This window comes from Permianibacter aggregans (assembly GCF_009756665.1).
Classification (GTDB): Bacteria; Pseudomonadota; Gammaproteobacteria; order Enterobacterales; family Permianibacteraceae; genus Permianibacter; species Permianibacter aggregans.
The window spans coordinates 1,239,699-1,262,340 of record NZ_CP037953.1; the positions used below are offsets into that span (position 1 = coordinate 1,239,699).

The 22,642-nt window shown below is 55.7% G+C and carries 18 protein-coding genes and 1 tRNA gene; 3 read left to right on the forward strand and 16 right to left on the reverse strand.

What is annotated here, in order from left to right; translation table 11 throughout:
* Nucleotides 1-73: 73 nt before the first annotated feature.
* A complete protein-coding gene (locus E2H98_RS05710; protein WP_133590749.1) occupies nucleotides 74-2,041 on the forward strand; it encodes an OPT family oligopeptide transporter in 1,968 nt (655 codons plus the stop codon).
* Nucleotides 2,042-2,100: 59 nt separating this feature from the next.
* Here E2H98_RS05710 and E2H98_RS05715 read toward each other — a convergent pair whose 3' ends face one another.
* Entirely contained in the window at nucleotides 2,101-2,856 is a 756-nt protein-coding gene (locus E2H98_RS05715; protein ID WP_133590748.1) for a hypothetical protein, read from the reverse strand.
* Nucleotides 2,857-2,974: 118 nt separating this feature from the next.
* On the reverse strand, nucleotides 2,975-4,798 hold the full coding sequence (gene recQ, locus E2H98_RS05720) for a DNA helicase RecQ (protein ID WP_133590747.1): 1,824 nt from the start codon (nucleotides 4,796-4,798) through the stop codon (nucleotides 2,975-2,977).
* A gap of 142 nt (nucleotides 4,799-4,940) precedes the next feature.
* Between recQ and E2H98_RS05725 the strand changes: the two genes are divergently transcribed.
* Both E2H98_RS05725 and E2H98_RS05730 read left to right on the forward strand, forming a co-directional pair.
* On the forward strand, nucleotides 4,941-6,311 hold the full coding sequence (locus E2H98_RS05725; RefSeq protein WP_133590746.1) for an SLC13 family permease: 1,371 nt from the start codon (nucleotides 4,941-4,943) through the stop codon (nucleotides 6,309-6,311).
* A 183-nt stretch (nucleotides 6,312-6,494) separates the two neighbouring features.
* Nucleotides 6,495-6,695, forward strand: a complete 201-nt coding sequence (locus E2H98_RS05730; protein WP_133590745.1) for a hypothetical protein — start codon at nucleotides 6,495-6,497, stop codon at nucleotides 6,693-6,695.
* 343 nt (nucleotides 6,696-7,038) lie between these two features.
* On the opposite strand, the gene E2H98_RS19520 is transcribed toward E2H98_RS05730, so the two are convergent.
* The 14 genes from E2H98_RS19520 to E2H98_RS05790 all read right to left on the reverse strand — a co-directional run bounded on the left by E2H98_RS19520 (nucleotide 7,039) and on the right by E2H98_RS05790 (nucleotide 22,561).
* Entirely contained in the window at nucleotides 7,039-7,362 is a 324-nt protein-coding gene (locus E2H98_RS19520) for a transposase (RefSeq protein WP_408634842.1), read from the reverse strand.
* 8 nt (nucleotides 7,363-7,370) lie between these two features.
* Complete coding sequence (locus tag E2H98_RS19525) at nucleotides 7,371-7,631, reverse strand: hypothetical protein (RefSeq protein ID WP_408634843.1); 261 nt, start codon at nucleotides 7,629-7,631, stop codon at nucleotides 7,371-7,373.
* Nucleotides 7,624-8,055 (reverse strand): IS110 family RNA-guided transposase, encoded by a 432-nt coding sequence (locus tag E2H98_RS19530; protein WP_408634844.1) that lies wholly within the window; start codon nucleotides 8,053-8,055, stop codon nucleotides 7,624-7,626. The genes E2H98_RS19525 and E2H98_RS19530 overlap by 8 nt, the downstream gene beginning before the upstream one ends.
* 198 nt (nucleotides 8,056-8,253) lie before the next feature.
* A complete protein-coding gene (locus E2H98_RS05740) occupies nucleotides 8,254-9,798 on the reverse strand; it encodes a S8 family serine peptidase (protein ID WP_133593816.1) in 1,545 nt (514 codons plus the stop codon).
* A gap of 70 nt (nucleotides 9,799-9,868) precedes the next feature.
* Nucleotides 9,869-10,195, reverse strand: coding sequence for a hypothetical protein (locus E2H98_RS05745; RefSeq protein WP_133593818.1), 327 nt, complete (start codon nucleotides 10,193-10,195; stop codon nucleotides 9,869-9,871).
* A gap of 302 nt (nucleotides 10,196-10,497) precedes the next feature.
* Nucleotides 10,498-14,697 (reverse strand): DNA-directed RNA polymerase subunit beta', encoded by a 4,200-nt coding sequence (gene rpoC / locus E2H98_RS05750; RefSeq protein WP_133593820.1) that lies wholly within the window; start codon nucleotides 14,695-14,697, stop codon nucleotides 10,498-10,500.
* 66 nt (nucleotides 14,698-14,763) lie between these two features.
* Entirely contained in the window at nucleotides 14,764-18,837 is a 4,074-nt protein-coding gene (rpoB, locus tag E2H98_RS05755; protein WP_133593821.1) for a DNA-directed RNA polymerase subunit beta, read from the reverse strand.
* Nucleotides 18,838-19,118: 281 nt separating this feature from the next.
* On the reverse strand, nucleotides 19,119-19,490 hold the full coding sequence (gene rplL, locus E2H98_RS05760; protein ID WP_133593823.1) for a 50S ribosomal protein L7/L12: 372 nt from the start codon (nucleotides 19,488-19,490) through the stop codon (nucleotides 19,119-19,121).
* A gap of 39 nt (nucleotides 19,491-19,529) precedes the next feature.
* Nucleotides 19,530-20,024, reverse strand: a complete 495-nt coding sequence (rplJ, locus tag E2H98_RS05765) for a 50S ribosomal protein L10 (RefSeq protein WP_133593825.1) — start codon at nucleotides 20,022-20,024, stop codon at nucleotides 19,530-19,532.
* A gap of 261 nt (nucleotides 20,025-20,285) precedes the next feature.
* Nucleotides 20,286-20,987 (reverse strand): 50S ribosomal protein L1, encoded by a 702-nt coding sequence (gene rplA / locus E2H98_RS05770; protein WP_133593827.1) that lies wholly within the window; start codon nucleotides 20,985-20,987, stop codon nucleotides 20,286-20,288.
* 4 nt (nucleotides 20,988-20,991) lie between these two features.
* The gene (gene rplK / locus E2H98_RS05775) at nucleotides 20,992-21,420 is read right to left on the reverse strand and encodes a 50S ribosomal protein L11 (protein ID WP_133593829.1); all 429 of its coding nucleotides are present in this window, start codon (nucleotides 21,418-21,420) and stop codon (nucleotides 20,992-20,994) included.
* Nucleotides 21,421-21,532: 112 nt separating this feature from the next.
* Nucleotides 21,533-22,066: a transcription termination/antitermination protein NusG gene (gene nusG / locus E2H98_RS05780; protein WP_133593831.1), complete on the reverse strand. Its 534-nt coding sequence runs from the start codon at nucleotides 22,064-22,066 to the stop codon at nucleotides 21,533-21,535.
* Nucleotides 22,067-22,077: 11 nt separating this feature from the next.
* Entirely contained in the window at nucleotides 22,078-22,446 is a 369-nt protein-coding gene (gene secE, locus E2H98_RS05785; RefSeq protein WP_133593832.1) for a preprotein translocase subunit SecE, read from the reverse strand.
* Between the two features lie 39 nt (nucleotides 22,447-22,485).
* Nucleotides 22,486-22,561 (reverse strand) — tRNA-Trp (locus E2H98_RS05790).
* Nucleotides 22,562-22,642 lie beyond the last annotated feature (81 nt).

Consider the following 22,642-nt stretch of genomic DNA (forward strand, 5'->3'; position numbering starts at 1 on the left):
TTTTGCTTTGGCCCTTCGCCCCCTTCTGCTAGGCTAGGGCCGTTTTTGTGGTTCAACAACGGAGAAGAGGGTCATGAATCAACCCCGAGGTCTCGACAAGCGCGCTTATTTACCTGATACCGAAACCGAGAAATATCAACCGTATGTCGCCAGCAATGAGCAGTTGCCGGAATTCACGATTAAAGCGGTGTTGCTCGGCATTCTGTTCGGTATTGTTTTCGGTGCCGCCAACGCCTATCTGGGCTTACGCGCCGGCCTGACCATTTCCACATCAATCCCGGTCGCGGTCATGGCCGTGGCGGTGTTCCGGATTCTGTCGCGCTTCAATATCAAGAACAGCATTCTGGAAACCAATATCGCGCAAACCACTGGCTCGGCGTCGAGCTCGGTCGCCAGCGGTGTGATTTTCACGTTGCCGGCGCTGTTCATGTGGGGCGCTCCACCGTCGCTGGTGCAAATGACCATGCTGGCAATGTGCGGCGGTCTGCTCGGCGTGTTGTTCATGATTCCGCTGCGCCGCTTTTTGATTCAGCGTGAACACGGCACGCTGCCATATCCGGAGGGTACCGCCTGCGCCGAAGTATTGGTCGCCAGCGAAGTCGGCGGCGGTCGCGCCAAATTCATTTTCTTCGGCATCGGTGTTGGCGCCTTGTTCAAGGCGCTGACCTCGTGGGCGAAAGTCATTCCAACCGAAATCGTCGCGAAAATTCCGTTTCTGAAAAAAGGCGAAGTCGGCATGGATTTATCGCCGGCACTGTTCGGTGTTGGCTTCATTCTCGGCCCGAAAGTGGCCGCGATCATGGTCGGTGGCGGCCTGCTGTCCTGGCTGGTGATTATTCCGATTATCGCCACCTGGGGCGAAGCGCAAACCGCACCGCTGTTCCCGGAGACGATCAAGACCATCAGCGCCATGAGCGCCAGTGAAATCTGGAGCCGTTATGTGCGTTATATCGGTGCTGGTGCCGTTGCCACTGCTGGCATCATTACGCTGGCCCGCAGCATTCCGGTGATGATTCAAAGCTTCAAGATTGGCGCCAAGGAAATTGAAGAGCGCGCCACCAGCAACGAGCCGGTGGAGATCGAACGCACCGAGCGCGATCTGCCATTGAAAACGGTCGGCATCGGTGCGCTGGTCATTGCCCTGATTCTGGCGATTACGCCATTTGCTTTTGAACAGGTCGGCGATGTCTTCACCCGTTCGATCGCCGCGTTCTGCGTCATTCTGTTTGCGTTCTTTTTCGTCACTGTCGCTTCACGCATCGTCGGTTTGGTCGGCGTCACCAGCAACCCAACCAGCGGCATGACCATTGCGGCGCTGCTCGGCACCGCTGGCGTGTTTTTACTGTTCGGCTGGACCGATACCAGCGGCAAGGCGGCGGCGTTGATTGTCGGCTGTGTGGTAGCGATTGCCGCCTCGATTGCCGGAGACACCTCGCAGGATTTGAAAACCGGCTATCTGCTTGGTGCGACACCGCGCAATCAGCAAACGGCCGAATTGATCGGCGTGCTGACTTCAGCGACCTTCGTCTGCTTGGCTGTGCTACTGCTGGCCGAAACATTTGGTTTTGGCACTTCGGAATTGCCGGCACCGCAGGCGACGCTGATGAAGCTGGTCATTGATGGCGTGCTCGATCAAAACCTGCCGTGGGGATTTGTCGCCATTGGTGTTGGCATCGCGATTCTTTGTGAGCTGGTGAAAATCCCTTCACTGCCGTTCGCTGTCGGCGTTTATCTGCCGGTATCGACAATGACGCCGATTTTCGTTGGCGGCTTGATTCGCCTCTGGGTCGAGCGCGCGAAAGCGGCGCGCGAGAAAACCGAATCGCGACGCGAAACCGGTGTGCTGCTCGGCTCCGGTTTTGTCGGCGGCGAAGGTTTGCTTGGCGTCGGTATCGCCGCGGCAGCGTTTATCGAAGGCAAAAAGCCGGCCGGAATTGGTACCGGCTGGCTCGGCGGACCGTTGCTGGTGGAGCTCGCTGGTTTGTTGGCGTTCGGTTTGCTGGTCGCCTGGTTTGCCCGCAAGGTCTGGCGCGCGCAGTAAACCACCACGAATAAAAAATGGCAGCCAAGCGCTGCCATTTTCTTATTGCTCAGAAACGATTACGGATACCCTTTCTCGTTCGGGTCAACAATCACTTCCAATACGCTCATGCCTGACGAGTAGGCACTGTTATTGGAAAACACGATGCGGCCCTGGCCTTTGTACAGCGCAGCGGTACGGGCGATATCACCGCCTTTGAAGTTGAACGGCACCCAGCGCTTGCCGGTTTCGTAGGTCGTCGTGGAAGTCGGATGGCCGGCTACCGCATAAGCCTGTTCCATGCTCATGCCAGCCTTTACTTCGGTAATCGGGGAAAATTTCGCTTCGCCACCCGTCGCAGGCTTGCTTTGCGCGTTGGCTGCGGGCTTGCTGGTCGCTGCTTGGGCAGCGGTTGTCGTGTTCAGCGACACCATGCCCTGGGCATATTGCTCACCTTCCGGGCCGCCGAGGTTTTCCGCTGCCCGTTCGCAGTGCTTGCGCAGTTTGCGGTTGTCGAAATCCGCCACTTGCTTGACCGCCGTGTAGTAGCGTTTGTTGCCGGACGAGGCCAACCCTTTGCAGGCCCAGGCCATCGCGTCGGTATTGGTGTTGTTGACGATTTGATAGTTCTGCAGCATCGCTTCGGCCAGTGCGTCGAGCACACGGGTATCGCGCTCACCACTGCGTTCAATGGTTTGCGCGGCCTGGCGGATACTGACTGGCCCGCCCTGCTCGATTTGTTGAATCAGGTAACGACTGGATGCGCTCAGCTCTTCGGCAATGGCAGCGTGGGCTAGCGCGCAGGAAAGCGCCAGGGTCACGACGGCTTTATTCATGGAAACACTCCTTGATTTCAGTTTTTACGGTCAATGTGGTGACATGGCCCGGGAGGGCGGCGACAGAAGAGTATGGCCCAGATTGATAACCGGCAACACGTAAAAGTTTGCTAAATTGTCAAGCCTGATCGAATTCCCAGATCACCTCGAGAAACGCTTCGCCATAGCTTTCCAGTTTATGCTGGCCAATACCGCTGATTTCAGCCATTTCCCGCATCGATTGCGGCTTGCGCTCGAGCATCGCCAGCAGCGTTGCATCGTGGAAAATCACGTACGGCGGCACATCGTGTTCGTCAGCCAGCTCGCGGCGCTTGGCGCGCAATGCTTCCCACAATGGTTGATCGGCGCTGTCGATAAAATGCTTGCTGCGGGCTTTGGCCTTTGCCGCCCGCTTCTCCGCAGTGGTTTGTTCAGTACGCAACATCAGCGTCTGTTCGCCGCGCAATACCGGCCGGGCGGTTTCATGCAAGCGCAGCGCGCCATAACGTTCGTGATCGACCAGCACCAAACCGCGACTGATCAATTGCCGGAATACCGATTGCCATTGCGCCACCGGCGTATCGCCGCCAATGCCAAACACCGACAGCTGCTCGTGCTGCCATTGCTTGATGCGATCATTGTCAGCGCCGCGCAGCACATCAATCAGATAACCGACACCGAAACGTTGACCGGTACGGTAAATACAGGACAGCGCTTTTTGCGCCAGTGTCGTGCCATCAAAGGTTTGCGGCGGCTCCAGGCAGTTATCGCAATTGCCACATCGTGGGTGCTGCTCGCCGTCAAAATAATTCAGCAACACCTGGCGTCGGCACTGCGTTGTTTCGCACAGCCCAAGCATCGTTTCCAAACGGTTTTTCTCGATCCGTTTTTGCTGTTCGTCGGCTTCGGATTGGCCGAGCATTTTTTGCAGCGTGATGGCATCTTGCAGGCCATACACCATCCAGGCTACCGCTGGCAAACCATCACGGCCAGCGCGTCCGGTTTCCTGATAATACGCTTCGATGCTGCGCGGCATATCGAGATGGGCGACGAAACGCACATCGGGTTTGTCGATACCCATACCGAACGCCACGGTGGCGACCATGATCACGTTATCGTCATGCAAAAACGCGTGCTGATTCTGGGCTCGCAGCTCGGCGCTCAAGCCAGCGTGATAAGCGAGCGCATGAAAGCCTTGTTCTCGTAACCAACTGGCGGTTTCTTCGACTTTATTGCGCGACAGGCAATAGACAATGCCCGATTGGCCCTGTTGCTCACGACGCAGAAAACCAAGCAATTGTTGCCGCGCCTGTTGTTTCAGTTGAATCTGATAACGGATGTTCGGTCGATCGAAACCGGCGATAAAAATGTTGGCGTTGATCAGCGCTAGGCGCTGCTCAATATCGTGTCGAGTGCGCGCATCCGCCGTAGCGGTCAACGCGATACGCGGCACCTGTGGAAATTGTTCGGCCAGCACCGACAGCTGCAGATATTCCGGCCGGAAATCATGGCCCCAGGCAGAAACGCAGTGCGCTTCATCAATGGCAAACAAGGCCAAGCCATGGCGTTGCTGCAAGGACTGCAGCAGCTCCAGCGTGCGTGGCAACAACAAACGTTCTGGAGCGACGTATAGCAATTTCAATTGGCCTGCGCGCAGTTGCTGCTCGATGTCGCGTTGCGCTTCGCTGCTCAAGCCGGAATTGAGCATCGCGGCGGCAACCCCGTATTCGCGCAACGCCGCGACCTGATCCTGCATCAAGGCAATCAGCGGCGAAATGATGATGGCAATACCATCGCGTACCAGTGCCGGTATTTGGTAGCACAGCGATTTACCGCCGCCGGTCGGCATCAGCACCAGCGTATCGTGACCGGCGCAAACCGAGTCGATGATCGCCGCCTGTTCACCACGAAATTGTTGATAGCCGAATACCTGACGCAAGATATCCAGAGGCGCTTGCTGCATCCGTTGAATTCCTCGTTGCTCCACAAAGCGTCACGCCGGTTCGGTGTGACGCGCGCAATCTTAACAAGCGGCTGGCAGCATCGCGACTTGACCTGACCGTTATCGCTCGGCACTCTGCGCAAAAACCATAACACGGACGAACATGCCAGTGTTTTCTCATCGCGTACTGGCGCCAGTGGCGGCGCTGATTGGCTATGTGCTGTTGCAACAGGCCAACGTGGGCCATCCGATTGCCTGGACCGCAGCCGTGACGCTGCTGACGGCCTGGTGGTGGATTAGCGAAGCGCTGCCGATACCTGTCACCTCACTGCTACCCTTTGTGCTGCTGCCGGCCGGCGGCATCATCGATTACAAGCAGGCCAGCGCCGCACTCGGCGATCACGTCATCGTACTGCTGATGGGCGCCTTCATGCTCGCGCGCGGTATCGAGCAGAGCGGCGTGCATGAGCGCTTCGCGCTGACGCTGATTCACCGCATCGGCGCCCAGAATGGCCGCGCGATGGTGTTGGCTTTCATGATCAGCGTCGCGGCGATGTCGATGTGGATTTCCAATACCGCCTCGGTGTTGGCACTGTTGCCGGTGGCAATGGCCTTGGTGCAGCGCTGTCCGGACAAGTATTTTCAGCGCGCCTTACTGCTTGGGCTCGCCTACGCGGCTTCACTTGGCGGAGTCGCGACACTGATTGGAACACCGCCAAACGTCATCTTTGCTTCCGTTTACGAAACCTTCTCCGGTGAGGAATTCGGTTTTCTGCGCTGGATGAGTGTTGGTGTGCCCATTGTACTGCTCGGCGTGCCGGCCATGGCCTGGTGGCTGACCCGCCATGTCCGTTTGCAAACACCGCTGGAGTTACCAGTCGTTGGTCCCTGGAGAGCGGCGGAAAAACGCGTGCTGATCGTTTTTGGCTTCATCGCGATGCTATGGATTACCCGTACGGAGCCGTTCGGCGGCTGGAGCGCGCTGTTGAATTTACCGATGGTTGGTGACGCGACGGTCGCACTATTCGGTGTCGTGCTGATGTTTTTGGTACCCGATGACAAGGGCGAACGATTATTGAATTGGCAAACAGCCAGCGCCATTCCTTGGGGCGTATTGCTGTTGTTCGCTGGCGGCATCTGTCTGGCGAAAGGATTTGTCAGCAGCGGCTTGAGTGCCTGGATTGGCGAGGCACTGTTGGCACTGACCTCGTTACCATTATTGCTGCAAATGTTGTTGGTGGCGCTGGTCGTTTCCTTCCTGACCGAAATCACCTCCAATACCGCAACCGCGACACTGCTGATGCCCATTCTGGCCAGCGCTGCAGTCGCTGCCAATCAACCGCTTTACTGGTTAATGATTCCCGCCGTGATCAGTTGCAGTTGCGCGTTTTGTTTGCCGGTAGCCACAGCGCCGAACTCCATTATTTTCAGTAGCGAACGGATTTCGATAAAAGCGATGGCGCGTGAAGGCGTCGTGTTGAATTTGATCATGGCGGTGATTGTCAGCGTGGTGTGTTATCTGGTGCTGAAGTAATGGCCGTAAGTACCGGTTAATAGCGTTTCTGTGATGAATTGGCTGATATCAACCAACACTTTTGCAGGTCAATGCGGACTCTGCTACATATTAAGTAATTGCCCTTTTATTGCTGTACTGTTTGTCGCGTAGTCAGGAGGACGCAAGCGCACACCGTGCACGCCGTACTTGCCGGAGGTTCTTATGTCCACTGTAGACTACCAGGATTGCGCGCAAGCGATCCGCACCACTGTGTCGCTGCTGGAAACCAGCGGCGTTCCTTCCCATATCATCGCCGCCACGTTGTTGTCGGCGGCCATCGAAAGCTGGCAACGTTGTAGCGAAGGAGAGCAACTGACTCGCGATGATGTGCGCGAGTTGGTCGAACGCATTACCGTTCGCTGAAGCGTGTTTCATTTTTTGTTCGAATAAATTCGAACCTGCCATACGTGCGAGTTTATTCGCACGTATTTCTGAGTAACCCGTGTAGGTGCGTATATGGACTCCTCCCCTATTGCAAGCCATCGTCGAAAGCGACAAAGGAATGAGACTGCAAACGTATATCCGACCTGTTGGTGAGCGTATCAATCGCTCTGGCCATAATGGTTTTCGCTCACACCGTGCCTATCGAATTCGCGGCCTTTCCTGTTCAGGAGGCCGTCGCACCTAGCGGCATCATGGTGTGCCGGTCTTACCGTTGTGCCATTCTCGATGACTTGGCAATCTCTGGTGGGTTAACTCCTATCGCTTAATTGCTCTTCCGATAACACTGGCCTTTGCTCAACAACGCCCAGATGATGCGCGCGTTTTTGTTGGCCACGGCGACGGTGGTGACATTGGTATCGCGTCTTGCCTCCAATGCCTGGATGTTCAGGCTGCGTGCATCGTGTTTTTTTCGGCTGGCATTTACCGCCGCTCGGGCGCCGTGAATCAGCAAGGTTCGCAGTAATGGATTTCCGCGCTTGCTGATACGTCCCAGACGCTCTTTGCCTCCGCTCGAATGTTGCGTTGGCACCAAGCCCAAATACGCGGCAAATTGTCGCCCGCTGCGAAATTGTTTGGCATCACCCACTTGCGCAACTAATGCGAAGCATTGATGGGGCCAATGCCTTCGATGGCCAGCAGTCGCTGAATGCGTTCATCGTTTTTCACGCAAGCCAGCACCTGCTTGGTCAGGGCATCGAGTTGTGCACTCATGAACGTCAGCTCGTCATAAAGCTGACGCAACAGTTGCCGCATCAACGGACACAGCTCATTGCGCGGTTCGTCGATAATCGCCGGCAACTGACGACACAATGCCGTGGCGCCATGCGTCGAGATGACAATGCCGTGCTCAGCCAATAACCCTTTGGTTTCGTTGATGAGCGCGGTGGGCGCGGGTTACTCGTTGACGCACCCGATGTAAGGCTTGCAGTGCCAGTTGCTCCGGTGGCTTGACCGTGACAAAGCGCATCGTCGGTCGTGACAGCGCTTCACAAATCGCTTCGGCGTCATTGGCATCGTTCTTATTGGATTTGACATAGGGTTTGACGAACTGCGGCGGCATCAGCTTGACCACATGGCCCAGGCTCGTCAGCCGGCGTGCCCAGTAATGCGCACCCGCACAGGCTTCCATACCAATCAGCGTCGGGGCCAGCTTGGCGAAGAACGGCAGCATCTGTTGACGGCTGAGGCGTTTGTTCATCACTGGTTTGTCGTGGTCATTGACCGCATGAAGTTGGAAAACCTGCTTTGCCAGGTCGATGCCGATGCGCTTAATATTCATAACGGACTCCTTCCTTCTGTGACTGAAACGTTACTTCAACTTCAGTCTGGCACTTCGATGCCGTGGATGGGAGGAGTCCATACCATCAAATTCATTCGGACATATTTCCGAACAACGCTCGTAGTGGCGAATTTGCTCACTCAATATATTGTTCAAACCACCACACAGCCGGCTATAGCCGGCTGTGTGGCTTCCCAATCAAACCGAACGCAAGGTCTCCATCAAATCCTCCATGAACTCAGGCGGCAGTTGCGGCAGCTCACCCGCACTGAGCATCTTGACCTTGTCAGCCTGCGTGGCGTTGAAGAACCGCGAAGCGATACCACTCATCGAAATCAAATACGCCCATTTCGCATCGGCGAGTCCGGCACCGGTGGCATTATCCGGTCCTACACCGGCGACATCACCCTGTGCCGTACTGCCGGCCTGCACATCGCGTGCGGATTGCTTCAAATTGGCTTTGATTTGTGCTGGCGTCAATGTGCCGTCTTTTTCCAACATCAGCGCACAAATGCCAGCGATTTGCGGACACGCCGCCGACGTGCCGGAAAAAATACCCCAACCATCACCAGCTGCGCCGGTCGCTGGCCAAATGCTGTCGAGCGTGCTGTTTGGCGGCACCGGCAACATGATCGACGGCGCATAACCACCACCGTTGTGAATCACTTTCTTGCCGGTCAAACCGCATACATCCGGCACCTTCCGGCCCGGATAGATTTTGCTGGCGAAACTGCTGGCGTAATTTGATGCTTCAAACGTCAGATCCGGATAATTGATGTGCACACCGCCAACCGCGATAACACTCGGCATGCTGGCCGGGAACGCGTAGTGACCATTACCCGCAGCAAAACAAACGGTGATGCCAGCGTTGATCGCCAGCTGAATTTCCTGCGCCAGGGCTTTTAAGTACGGATCGAGCGTTGCCCAACTGATGTTGCCGACATCGACGCTGTAACCCCAGCTATTGCTAATCACTTTCGCCCCGCTATTGCGTGAAAGTTTGATCGCATCGATCGGATCGCCCATTTTCACTGGTTGCAAAATCACATCTGGTGCCGTGGCAAAGACATTCGCCGCTTCGCCGGTACCATGACCATTGCCATCTTCATTGGCATTGCTGGCACCTGCTGCCAGCAATGCGGTGCGTGTGCGATAACCGTGATGATTGTAAAAAGGATGTTTGTAGAATCCGGTGTCCGGCATCGCCACAGTCAAGCCACGACCACTGGCACCGGTGCGATGAGTGCGCGTGGCGCGCAACATCACGGCAATATCATCCGGTGCAAACAAATAGCGATAGGCATTGTTGGCAATCGGCGCCAACGGCGGAATCGGGCTGGCAGCAAAATAGGTTGGAGGCCTCGCCATCGCCACGCCTTCGATCAGATTGGCCAAATCTCCTGGCGGAGACATCACCGGTTTATCACCCGCTGCACTGAAAAATTCGGTTTCTTCGCCCGGCGCAGTTTCCGTTTTTTCTTTTTTGAATTTTCGCGAGAACACATCCTGGAATAGTTGCTTATCGCCGGAAATCGAAATCGTTGCTTCTGAAGTGCTGTGCACGCTAAAGCCCAATCGCTGCAGCTCCTTGACGGCATGTCGAATATCTTCCGGTGAGGAAGAAAAACTGCAAGGGTCGGAAATAATGTCCTGCTCAGACGCTTCAAATAGCGATAACGGGCCGAGTGAACGAGGCGAAACCACGGCGGTCAAGGTTTCACTGGCTGATTGAATGGTGGTCATGTTCGCTTCTCCTTTGCAAACGAAAAACACTCCATCGGCTGACACCGACGGGCCGACATCCCACGGCAGACTACGGGAAAAATTCAGGTTTCAATGACTTGCCGAGTCCAGCCATCCATTGTTGCCAATTGGCCGGTACGGAAGTCAGTAACGGGTGAGATTGATCGAGCTGGGTAACGTCGCCGAAATGACGCTGAAACAACGTGACAGGCGCTGACACACGCAACATCGCGTCACCAAGTGGTTGCACCGAAAAGCCAGCACTCTCCAAGGCATCAATGGCTTGCTGTTTATCCTGCTCCGGCACCAGTAACGGCTGCTGACCATCATAGGCCGGATCGCAAAATGAACGCCCTTGTCGATCTTTCAGGTAAACGAGATAGGAAGGATTACTCATAGGCATGCTCCTGGCATTCAGCTCGATGGTGCTCGGGAGTGAGTACCATCAGAGATGTTGCCTGCTGATGCACCGAGACGTGGCGTAATACTCAGCGTCCGGGCGTCACACTGTCCTTGCATGACGTGCTCATTCTGTTGCGATGAACTGGGCACTGCAAGCGATATGCGAAATCACTCTAGCGGGAACCAAGATCCATTACGGCGCAGGTATATCTCATTGCCAATCACATCAATTAGCAGCGTGCGCCCTTTTTTGCGCATAAAAAAGCCCGCTTTCGCGGGCTCTTTTAAACGTTGCGATTATTGCTCGGAAGAGCTCAACGCATCGCGCAGTTCCTTCTCGGCGTCGGTGGCGGAAACCGCAGGCTCGACGATGTCGTAGCCTTCGAGGCGACGACGACGGCGTTCCTTGTGGTAAGCCAAACCGGTGCCGGCTGGAATCAAGCGACCAACGATGACGTTCTCTTTCAGACCGCGCAGATCGTCAACCTTGCCGGAGACGGCCGCTTCGGTCAGCACGCGTGTCGTTTCCTGGAACGAGGCCGCCGAAACGAACGATTCGGTCTGCAAGCTGGCTTTGGTGATACCCAGCAGCTGACGCTCGAATGTCGCCGGCACTTTGTTGCCAGCATTCAGCTTGTCGTTTTCTTCCAGGATGCGAACCATGTCGAGCTGCTCGCCCTTCAACAGTTTGCTGTCACCGGCATCGACCACCACGGCTTTACGCAGCATCTGACGGACGATGACTTCGATGTGCTTGTCGTTGATCTTCACGCCCTGCAGTCGGTAAACGTCCTGCACTTCGTTGACGATGTACGAGGCCAGGTGCGAGATACCTTTCAGGCGCAGAATGTCGTGCGGATTTTCCGGACCTTCGGAAATGACATCCCCCTTCTCAACACTTTCCCCTTCGAACACACCGATGTTGCGCCACTTCGGAATCAGCTCTTCGTAGGCATCACCTTCGGTTGGCGTGATGATCAGACGGCGCTTGCCTTTGGTTTCTTTACCGAACGACACGACACCGGAAATCTCGGCCAGAATCGCCGATTCTTTCGGCTTACGCGCTTCGAACAAGTCGGCAACGCGCGGCAGACCACCGGTGATGTCGCGGGTCTTCGAACCTTCCATCGGAATACGCGCAATCGCATCGCCTTCGGCTACCACCACACCGTCTTCGAGGTTGATAATCGCACCAGCTGGCAGCGAGTATTGCGCGACGATGTCGGTGTTCTTCAGCAACAGATCCTTGCCTTTCTCGTCGACCAGTTTGATCGCCGGACGCATTTCTTTCTGACCGCGCTGTTTCGGGTCGGTAACAACGATGCTCGACAAACCGGTCAGTTCGTCGGTCAGGCGCTGATAGGTAACGCCTTCGACCAGGTCCATGAACTTGATGCGGCCGGCCACCTCGGTAATGATCGGGTGAGTGTGCGGATCCCAGGTCGCGACGATGTCGCCACGCGAGACTTTGCCACCATCCTTGACCGTCAACACGGCGCCGTAAGGCACCTTGTAACGCTCACGCTCACGATTGTGTTCATCGTAAACGGTGATTTCGGTCGAACGCGAAACGGTGACGAAGGTGTTGTCTTTCTTCTGCACCAGCTTGGCGTTTTGCAGACGCACAGCGCCGTTGTTTTTGACCTGGACACTGTTTTCGGCGGAAGCACGCGATGCCGCACCACCGATGTGGAAGGTACGCATCGTCAGCTGCGTGCCTGGCTCACCGATCGACTGGGCGGCGATAACACCAACCGCTTCGCCGTGGTTAATCAAGTGACCACGGGCCAAATCACGGCCGTAGCACTTGGCGCAAACACCGTAGCGGGTTTCGCAGGTAATCGGCGAACGTACAACAACCTGGTCGATGTTGTTTTCTTCCAACACATCCACCCAACGCTCGTCGAGCAGCGTGCCGGCTTCGGCCAGCACGTCGTCACTACCCGGCTTGTAAACGTGGTCGATCAACACGCGGCCGAGCACACGCTCGCGTAGCGGCTCGACAACGTCACCACCCTGAATCAACGGCTGCATGGTCAGGCCATTCTCGGTACCGCAATCGTCTTCGGTAACGACCAAGTCTTGCGCGACGTCAACCAGACGGCGAGTCAGGTAACCGGAGTTCGCGGTTTTCAGCGCCGTGTCAGCCAGACCCTTACGGGCACCGTGAGTCGAAATAAAGTACTGAATAACGTTCAGACCTTCGCGGAAGTTCGCGGTAATTGGCGTTTCGATAATCGAGCCGTCTGGCTTTGCCATCAGACCGCGCATACCGGCCAACTGACGAATCTGGGCCGCGCTACCCCGGGCGCCGGAATCGGCCATCATGTAAATGGAGTTGAACGATTTCTGTTTCTCCATTTCGCCTTTGGCGTTCTTCACTTCGACGAACGACAGGTTGTCCATCAGCGCTTTCGAGACCCGCTCGTTGGCGCGCGACCAAATGTCGACGACCTTGTTGTAACGCTCACCAGCAGTAACAAGACCCGCCGCATATTGCTGTTCGATCTCTTTTACTTCGGCTTCGGCGCCAGCCAGAATTTCGACTTTCTCGTCCGGAATCGTCATGTCTTCGATACCGACCGAGGCACCCGAGCGCGTTGCGTAAGCAAAGCCGGTGTACATGACCTGGTCGGCGAAGATGACCGAGGCTTTCAGTCCGAGACGGCGATAGCACTCGTTCAACAGTTTCGAAATCGCTTTCTTGGTCAACGGCTGGTTGATCAATTCAAACGGCAGACCGTGCGGCACGATGTCCCACAGAATGGCGCGGCCAACGGTGGTTTCACGCACTTTCGTTGACTCGGTGACACCACCCAGCTTGTCTTTGATTTTTTCGTACAGACGCACTTTGATGCGCGAGTGCAATTCAACGGAACCGGAACGGTAAGCGCGCATGACTTCGGCGGTATCGGCGAACACCATGCCTTCACCTTTGCCGTTGACTTTGTCACGGGTCAGGTAATAGAGGCCCAGAACGACATCCTGGGTAGGCACGATGATTGGGTCACCGTTCGCTGGCGACAACACGTTGTTGGTCGACATCATCAGTGCGCGCGCTTCCAACTGGGCTTCCAGCGTCAGCGGCACGTGCACGGCCATCTGGTCACCGTCGAAGTCGGCGTTATACGCGGTACAGACCAGCGGGTGCAGCTGAATCGCTTTACCTTCAATCAGCACCGGCTCGAAGGCCTGGATACCCAAACGGTGCAGCGTCGGCGCACGGTTCAACAATACCGGGTGTTCGCGAATGACTTCTTCGAGAATGTCCCAAACCACCGGCTCTTCGCGCTCAACCATTTTCTTGGCGGCTTTGATCGTCGTGGCCAAACCACGCAATTCCAGCTTGCCGAAAATAAACGGCTTGAACAGTTCCAGCGCCATTTTCTTTGGCAGACCGCACTGATGCAGTTTCAGTGTCGGGCCAACGACGATAACCGAACGGCCGGAGTAATCGACGCGTTTACCAAGCAAGTTCTGACGGAAGCGGCCTTGTTTGCCCTTGATCATATCGGCCAAGGATTTCAGCGGACGCTTGTTCGAACCAGTGATGGCACGACCGCGACGGCCGTTATCCAGCAGCGCGTCAACTGACTCTTGCAGCATGCGCTTTTCGTTGCGGATGATGATGTCTGGCGCGTTCAGATCAAGCAGGCGCTTCAGACGGTTGTTGCGGTTGATCACGCGGCGATACAGATCGTTCAAATCGGACGTCGCGAAGCGGCCGCCATCCAGCGGTACCAGCGGACGCAGATCCGGGGGCAGCACTGGCAGCACGGTCATGATCATCCACTCGGACTTATTGCCCGACTCAAGGAAGGCCTCGACCAGCTTCAAACGTTTGCCGAGTTTTTTCAGCTTGGTTTCCGATGTGGTCTGCGGAATTTCTTCACGCAGTTGATCGGCGATTTTCTGCAGGTCCAGATTGATCAGCAGTTCATAGATCGCTTCGGCACCCATCTTCGCGTCGAATTCGTCACCGAATTCCTCCAGCGCGTTCAGGTAATCTTCTTCGTTCAGCAGCTGGCCGCGCTCGAGCGTGGTCATGCCCGGCTCGGTGACGACGAATGATTCAAAGTAGAGCACGCGCTCGATATCACGCAGCGTCATGTCCAGAATCAAACCAATACGACTCGGCAGCGATTTCAGGAACCAAATATGCGCGACTGGCGAAGCCAGTTCGATATGGCCCATGCGCTCACGGCGCACTTTTGCCAGCGCGACTTCAACGCCACACTTTTCGCAGATCACACCGCGGTGCTTCAGGCGTTTGTATTTGCCGCACAAGCACTCGTAATCTTTGACCGGTCCGAAAATTTTCGCGCAGAACAAACCGTCACGTTCCGGTTTGAACGTTCGGTAGTTGATCGTCTCCGGCTTCTTCACTTCACCGAACGACCACGAGCGGATCAGATCAGGCGAAGCGAGTCCGATACGAATGCGATCGAATTCGCTGAGCTGGGTCTGTTGCTTGAACAGGTTCAACAAGTCTTTCATGGATTCACCATCTATCTCGTTACGCTCACGCGGCATCATCAAGGGTGGATGCCGCCCCCGCCACTATCAGTTCGCGTCTTCCAGGTCGATGTTGATCGCCAGGGAGCGAATTTCTTTCAACAATACGTTGAAGGACTCCGGCATGCCGGGCTCCATGCGGTGATCACCATCGACGATGTTTTTGTACATGCGCGTACGGCCGTTGACGTCGTCTGACTTGACCGTGAGCATTTCCTGCAGCGTGTACGCGGCGCCATAGGCTTCCAGCGCCCACACTTCCATCTCCCCGAAACGCTGACCACCGAACTGGGCTTTACCACCCAGCGGCTGCTGCGTAACCAGCGAGTAGGAACCGGTCGAACGGGCATGCATCTTGTCGTCGACCAAGTGGTTCAGCTTCAGCATGTACATGTAACCGACGGTCACTGGACGCTCGAACTGTTCACCGGTGCGGCCGTCGAACAGAATCGATTGGCCGTGGGTTTCGCGACCCGCCAGTTTCAACAGGCGACGAATTTCTTCTTCGTCAGCGCCGTCGAACACCGGCGACGCGATCGGCACACCGCCTTTCAGGTTCTTGGCCAGTTCAATGACTTCGTCATCGCTCATTTCTTTCAGCGCGACTTTCTGACCGGAATCACCGTTGTAGACTTCGTCGAGGAATGCACGGATTTCTTTGACGGCTTTCGCGCGTTCGATTTCCAGCATTTCGCCGAGCTTGTTGCCAAGGCCTTTCGCGGCCCAGCCCAAGTGCGTCTCGAGAATCTGACCGATGTTCATACGGGACGGTACGCCCAGCGGGTTCAGCACGATATCCACGGTGTTGCCATCGGCCATGTACGGCATGTCTTCGACCGGAACGATGGTGGAGATAACACCCTTGTTACCGTGACGACCGGCCATCTTGTCGCCTGGCTGTACGCGGCGTTTGACGGCGAGATAGACCTTGACGACTTTCAGCACGCCCGGTGCCAGATCATCACCCTGTTTGATCTTCTCTTTCTTGTTCTCGAAACGCTTGTGGAAGACTTCTTTCTGGTCTTCAACGTAGTTCGCCAGCGCTTCCAGTTGCTGTTGCTTTTCTTCATCGCGGAGTTGAATCTGCAGCACTTCACCGCGCTGCAATTCGTTCAGGAACTCCTCGGTGATCGCCGTGCCTTTCTTCAGCTTGTTCGGGCCTTTTTCGGCCACTTCACCAAGCACCAGACGGGCGGCACGCGCAAAGGTGTTGTCTTCGAGAATGCGCTGCTCGTCGAGCAAGTCTTTCCGGACTTGGTCAAGCTGGGCTTTCTCGATTTCGGCGGCACGCGAATCTTTCTCGACGCCATCGCGAGTAAACACCTGCACATCGATGACGGTACCGGCCATACCGGCAGGTACGCGTAGCGAGGTGTCTTTCACATCGGAGGCTTTTTCACCGAAGATCGCGCGCAGCAGTTTTTCTTCCGGAGTCAGCTGAGTTTCGCCTTTCGGCGTCACTTTGCCGACCAGGATGTCGCCCGGCTGCACTTCGGCACCGATGTAAACGATGCCGGCTTCGTCCAGCTTCGACAGCGCTGATTCACCGACGTTAGGAATATCGGAAGTGATTTCCTCCGAACCCAGTTTGGTGTCACGAGCGATACAGGACAGTTCCTGAATGTGAATCGTTGTGTAACGGTCTTCCTGCACGACGCGCTCGGAGACAACAATCGAGTCTTCGAAGTTGTAACCGTTCCACGGCATGAACGCGACCTGCATGTTCTGGCCCAGAGCCAGTTCACCCAAATCGGTTGACGGACCGTCGGCCAGTACATCGCCTTTGGCCACGACATCGCCGACTTTGACGATGGCGCGCTGGTTGATGCAGGTGTTCTGGTTCGAACGCTGATACTTGGTCAGCGTGTACAGATCGACACCAGCCTCACCGACGCTGACTTCGGCGTCGTTGACGCGAATGATGATACGGCTGGCGTCGGCGAAATCGACGACACCACCGCGCTTGGCGATCACGGCAACACCGGAATCAACGGCGACCGCACGCTCCATACCGGTACCGACCAGCGGCTTTTCAGCGCGCAGGGTTGGTACGGCCTGACGCTGCATGTTCGCGCCCATCAGTGCGCGGTTGGCGTCGTTGTGTTCCAGGAACGGTACCAACGAGGCCGCGACCGACATGATCTGCTGCGGCGACACGTCCATGAAATCGACTTTGTCCGGCGTCGCCAGCGTGAATTCGCCCTGGTGGCGGACGGTAACGAAATCAGCGGTCAGTTGACCTTTTTCGTTCATTGTCGCGTTTGCCTGGGCGATGATGTAATTCATTTCATCGTAGGCAGACAGGAACTGAATCTCGTTGGTGACTTTGCCATCAATCACTTTGCGATACGGCGTCTCGAGGAAACCGTATTCGTTGGTGCGGGCATAGACCGACAAGGAGTTGATCAGACCGATGTTCGGGCCTTCCGGCGTTTCGATTGGGCAGACGCGACCGTAGTGAGTCGGGTGTACGTCACGCACTTCGAAGCCGGCGCGCTCACGGGTCAAACCGCCAGGTCCAAGCGCCGATACGCGACGCTTGTGAGTGATTTCCGACAGCGGGTTGACCTGATCCATGAACTGCGACAGCTGCGAGCTGCCGAAGAATTCTTTCACCGCTGCCGATACTGGTTTGGCGTTGATCAAATCCTGTGGCATCAGGTTTTCGCTTTCGGCGACCGACAAGCGCTCTTTGACGGCGCGCTCAACACGCACCAAGCCAACACGGAACTGGTTCTCGGCCATTTCGCCGACCGAGCGGATACGACGGTTACCGAGGTGGTCGATATCATCGACCTGACCACGGCCGTTGCGGATTTCGATCAGCGTATGCAGCGCATCGACAATGTCTTCTTTGTCGAGCGTGCCCGGACCAGTCAGTTCTTCGCGACCGATACGGCGGTTGAACTTCATGCGGCCAACGCGTGACAGATCGTAGCGGTCTTCGCTAAAGAACAGGCTGTTGAACAGTGTTTCGGCAGCATCTTTGGTCGGCGGTTCGCCCGGACGCATCATCCGATAAATTTCCACCAGCGCTTCAAGTGGGCTGCGGCTTGGGTCGATACGCAGCGTGTCGGAAATGAACGGACCTTGATCCAGATCATTGGTGTACAGCGTACGGAATTCGCTGACGCCCGAGGCGCGGATCTTGCCGAGAATTTCTTTGCTGAGCAGCGCGTTGCATTCAGCAACGACTTCACCGGTCTTGGTGTTGATCACCGGTTTCGCCAGCACTTTGTCGAACAGGTATTCATCCGGAATCGACAACGCGGTGACACCCGCTTTCTGCAGCAAGTTGACGTGGCGGGCCGTGATACGGCGACCGGCCTCGACAATGATCTTGCCTTCGTTGTCGGTGATATCGAACGCGGCGGTTTCACCACGCAAACGCTCCGGCACCAGCTCCAACTCGAAACCATCTTTGCCGACGTGCACGAGGTTGTGTTCGAAGAACATCTCGAGCATTTCTTCGTTGGTGTATTCCAACGCACGCAGCAGAATCGTGACCGGCAGCTTGCGGCGACGGTCGATACGAGCAAACACGCAGTCTTTCGGATCGAATTCGAAATCGAGCCAGGAACCGCGGTACGGAATAATGCGAGCCGAGAACAGCAGTTTGCCGGAGCTGTGGGTTTTGCCCTTGTCGTGCTCGAAGAACACGCCTGGCGAACGGTGCAGCTGGGAAACGATAACGCGCTCGGTGCCGTTGATGATGAACGTACCGTTCTCGGTCATCAGCGGAATTTCACCCATGTAAACTTCTTGTTCACGGATGTCTTTGACCGTTGGCGTTTTCACTTCCTTATCGAAAATCACCAAACGGATTTTCACGCGCAGCGGTGCACCGTAGGTCAAGCCCCGGATCAAGCATTCTTTGACATCAAACGGCGGTTCGCCGAGATGCGAGCTGACGTATTCCAGCGTGGCACTGCCCGAATAGCTGGAAATCGGAAACACGGAACGGAACGCTGAGTCGAGACCCGACTCAAGGCTATCGTTACCATGCAGGAACTGACGATAGGAATCCAACTGGATGGCCAATAACTCCGGCACATCAAGAATCTTTTTCGCCTTGCCAAAATCCTTACGGATTCGCTTTTTCTCTGTATACGAGTACGCCATCTGGAGTCCTCAGCTCGACCTAAATTAACCCGACAATCGGTACCTGATACGGTGCTACCGACTATCCCCACCCTCAGCTTGGCTTCTGTTAGAAGCTCATGTTGCTGTCATGTTCAGCCGTTATGTTCTGCTTGCATGACACCGCGTCTTTTTAGCTGCTAGCAGCCGAAAAACCCGTATCAGTTATGCCAAATCACAGAGACGGCAAAAGGCCGGTGGCGTGTCTGCCACCAGCCTCCTCGCAGCGATTGGTAAAACCGCCCACTGCTTGTGTTGAGATCTTACTTGATCTCGACTTTCGCGCCGGCTTCTTCCAGCTTCTTCTTGATGCCTTCGGCATCGGCTTTGGAAACGCCTTCTTTGACCGTGCTCGGTACGCCTTCGACCAGATCTTTGGCTTCTTTCAGGCCCAGACCGGTGATTTCGCGGATGACTTTGATAACGCCAACTTTGTTCGCGCCGAAATCGGTCATCTTGACGGTGAATTCGGTTTGCTCTTCAGCAGCAGCGGCACCAGCAGCCGGGCCAGCGGCCACAACAGCAGCAGCAGCCGATACACCGAATTTCTCTTCGATAGCTTTAACCAGTTCTACTACTTCGGAAACGCTCATCTCGGCGACGGCATTAACGATATCGTCTTTGGACAGAGCCATTGCTCATACTCCTAAAATAAATAAATCGGATGAAAAGGATTACGCTGCCTGTTTCTGATCGGCCACTGCCTGAATCGCGCGAGCCAATTTGGTCGGGATTTCCAGCAGGGTGCGCGCCAGCATGGCGTAGGACTCGTTCTTGGTCGGCAGGCTGGCAACAAAGTCCAGATCCTTGCCAGCCAGCTTCTTGCCTTCGAAGGCAAGCGCGGTGACCACGAGTTTGTCATTGCCTTTGACGGCTTCTTTGAACACACGGGCAGCAGCCGGTGCTTCGTCCAAAGAAAACGCGCAAATGACAGGACCTACAAACGCATCAGAAAGGCAGGCAAATTCGGTACCTTCCACGGCGCGGCGAGCCAGCGTGTTACGAATCACGCGAACGTAAACGTTCTGTTGGCGCGCTTTGACGCGAAGATCGGTTAATTGGGCTACCGTCAAACCACGGTATTCAGCCACGACTGCTGCCGAAGCTTTGGCGACGACGCCAGCAACTTCTTCAACAATGGCCTTTTTGCCCTCTAGAGCTAGTGGCACTAGATTTACCTCCCGTTTGTCCGATCACAAGGATCGAACGCCCATGTTCAAGTGAGCTGATACAGCCTTGACTCACTTACCCACGGTGGTCCGCCTCGAATTGAGTCGGGTCTCACCGTCTGCGCAGGGTGTTTTGCGGTTTTAAGCGAAGCGAACCGAAGTTCACCTCCCCCCTGCGGTCTTTGACGGTTACCAGCCAGCAAGCCAGCCAGTAACCCAAAGCACTTAACGCGGCAGCGCGAACGCGGCCGCTGTAAACCATTAATCCGCGATATTCAGGCTGGCCTGATCGACGGCAATACCAGGACCCATTGTCGTCGACAACGAGATCTTCTTCATGTACTGACCTTTGGCCGTAGAAGGCTTGGCCTTCTTCAGCGCCGACAGCAGCGTCTCAAGGTTCTCGCGCAGTTGCTGCGGTTCAAAGCTGACTTTGCCGACAGTGGCGTGAATGATACCGGCCTTGTCGGTACGGTACTGGATCTGACCGGCCTTGGCGTTCTTGACGGCCTGAGCGACGTCAGCGGTGACGGTGCCGACTTTCGGGTTTGGCATCAAACCGCGTGGACCCAGGATTTGACCCAGGGTACCGACGACACGCATTGCATCTGGAGAAGCGATGACAACGTCGAAATCCATGCGACCGCCTTTGATTTCGGCAGCCAGATCGTCCATACCGACGATATCGGCACCAGCGGCTTTCGCGGCTTCGGCGTTGTTACCGGCGGTGAACACGGCGACGCGTACCGATTTACCGGTACCGTGCGGCAGCACGGTGGCGCCACGAACGACCTGATCCGATTTACGCGGATCAACGCCGAGGTTGATGGCGACATCAACGCTCTCTACGAACTTTACTTTGCTGACGGTTTTCAGCAGGTTGATGGCATCATCAACCGGATACATCTTGCTGCGATCAACCGCGGCTTTGATGGCTTTTGCGCGTTTAGTAAGCTTGGCCATGAGATTAACCCTCCACGTCCACGCCCATCGAACGGGCAGTACCAGCAATCGTACGAACCGCAGCTTCCAAATCGGCAGCTGTCAGGTCCGGCTCTTTGGTTTTGGCAATCGCTTCCAACTGAGCGCGGCTGATTTTGCCGACTTTCTCAGTGTTCGGGCGCTTGGAACCGCTTTGCAGGTTCAAGGCCTTCTTGATCAGCACCGACGCCGGCGGCGTTTTGGTGATGAACGTGAAGGAGCGGTCGCTGTAAACAGTAATGACAACCGGAATCGGCAAGCCTTTCTCGAGCTTGTCGGTCGCCGCGTTGAACTGCTTACAGAATTCCATGATGTTGACGCCCTGCTGACCGAGCGCTGGGCCGATCGGCGGACTTGGGTTGGCCATACCGGCCTTAACTTGAAGCTTGACGTAAGCTTGGACTTTCTTTGCCATGAGTAGTTACCTCGTTGGGTCCGAACGCGCCTCTAATCCAATCGTTGCCAATTGTTCAGAGAGGCTCCCCTTTGGCATGCCGTCACCGGCCATGCCGGATTAATCGCGAGAATTAACCCTTTTCGACTTGATTGAAGTCCAGCTCCACCGGGGTGGAACGGCCGAAAATCAAGACAGAAACTTTCAAGCGGCTTTTCTCGTAATCCACCGCTTCGACAACACCGTTGAAATCGGCAAACGGGCCATCAATAACACGCACCATTTCACCTGGTTCAAACAATACTTTCGGACGCGGCTTATCAACGCTGTCCTCGACCCGGTGCAGAATGGTGTCGGCTTCCTTGTCGGAGATCGGTGCCGGACGCTCCGGCGTACCACCGATAAAGCCCAGCACACGCGGAGTCTCTTTGACCAAGTGCCAGCTTTCGTCGCTCAGTTCCATTTGCACCAGAACATAGCCCGGAAAGAACTTGCGCTCGCTTTTGCGCTTGGAGCCGCCACGCAGCTCAACGACTTCTTCGGTCGGCACCAGAATCTTGCCGAACAAATGCTGAAGGCCATGAAGCTGCACACGCTCTTCAAGGCCTTTTTTTACTCGATTTTCAAAGCCGGAATAGGCTTGGACGACATACCAGCGCATCGCCATATTCACTCTCCTTAGGCGATGACCAAGCCGACCAATTTGATCAGAACCCAATCGACAAACCACATAAACAACGCGATCACCACGGTAAATGCGGCAACAATCAACGTAGTTTGTACGGTTTCCTGGCGAGTCGGCCAGACCACCTTGCGAATCTCGGTGCGTGACTCTTTGCCGAAATCGAAAATTTCACGTCCTTTGTTTGTCGTGTAGGCCACCAGCAATGCCAGTACCACCATCACAACAATCGCGAGCACGCGCATCCAGGCCGCCAATTCAGCAAAATACTGGTTGCCGATGACCGCGCCGGCCAGCAACGCCAGCACAATCGCCCACTTCAGTGGGTCGGTGCGGCTTACGTTTTGTTCAACACTGCTCGTCATAATCCTGCCGTCTTTGAGCCCTTGCGGGCGTATAAAGCCTGGCAGGCCAGGAGGGTCTCGAACCCCCAACCTGCGGTTTTGGAGACCGCCGCTCTGCCAATTGAGCTACTGGCCTAAAACTTGAGGGCGTGCATTCTAGCGGATTATCTGTAGAAGTACAGACAAAAGAAGCCGGACACGCCGGCCGGCTTCTTTT

Bases quoted from the DNA above. Each gene is read 5' to 3' on its own strand.
- E2H98_RS19530 (WP_408634844.1), bottom strand. From the start codon at position 8,055: ATGAATATTAAGCGCATCGGCATCGACCTGGCAAAGCAGGTTTTCCAA.
- recQ (WP_133590747.1), bottom strand. From the start codon at position 4,798: ATGCAGCAAGCGCCTCTGGATATCTTGCGTCAGGTATTCGGCTATCAA.
- nusG (WP_133593831.1), bottom strand. From the start codon at position 22,066: ATGGCGATGCGCTGGTATGTCGTCCAAGCCTATTCCGGCTTTGAAAAT.
- E2H98_RS05710 (WP_133590749.1), top strand. From the start codon at position 74: ATGAATCAACCCCGAGGTCTCGACAAGCGCGCTTATTTACCTGATACC.
- rpoC (WP_133593820.1), bottom strand. From the start codon at position 14,697: ATGAAAGACTTGTTGAACCTGTTCAAGCAACAGACCCAGCTCAGCGAA.
- E2H98_RS05740 (WP_133593816.1), bottom strand. From the start codon at position 9,798: ATGACCACCATTCAATCAGCCAGTGAAACCTTGACCGCCGTGGTTTCG.
- rplK (WP_133593829.1), bottom strand. From the start codon at position 21,420: ATGGCAAAGAAAGTCCAAGCTTACGTCAAGCTTCAAGTTAAGGCCGGT.
- rpoB (WP_133593821.1), bottom strand. From the start codon at position 18,837: ATGGCGTACTCGTATACAGAGAAAAAGCGAATCCGTAAGGATTTTGGC.
- secE (WP_133593832.1), bottom strand. From the start codon at position 22,446: ATGACGAGCAGTGTTGAACAAAACGTAAGCCGCACCGACCCACTGAAG.
- E2H98_RS05725 (WP_133590746.1), top strand. From the start codon at position 4,941: ATGCCAGTGTTTTCTCATCGCGTACTGGCGCCAGTGGCGGCGCTGATT.
- E2H98_RS05715 (WP_133590748.1), bottom strand. From the start codon at position 2,856: ATGAATAAAGCCGTCGTGACCCTGGCGCTTTCCTGCGCGCTAGCCCAC.
- E2H98_RS05730 (WP_133590745.1), top strand. From the start codon at position 6,495: ATGTCCACTGTAGACTACCAGGATTGCGCGCAAGCGATCCGCACCACT.
- E2H98_RS05745 (WP_133593818.1), bottom strand. From the start codon at position 10,195: ATGAGTAATCCTTCCTATCTCGTTTACCTGAAAGATCGACAAGGGCGT.
- rplA (WP_133593827.1), bottom strand. From the start codon at position 20,987: ATGGCCAAGCTTACTAAACGCGCAAAAGCCATCAAAGCCGCGGTTGAT.
- rplL (WP_133593823.1), bottom strand. From the start codon at position 19,490: ATGGCTCTGTCCAAAGACGATATCGTTAATGCCGTCGCCGAGATGAGC.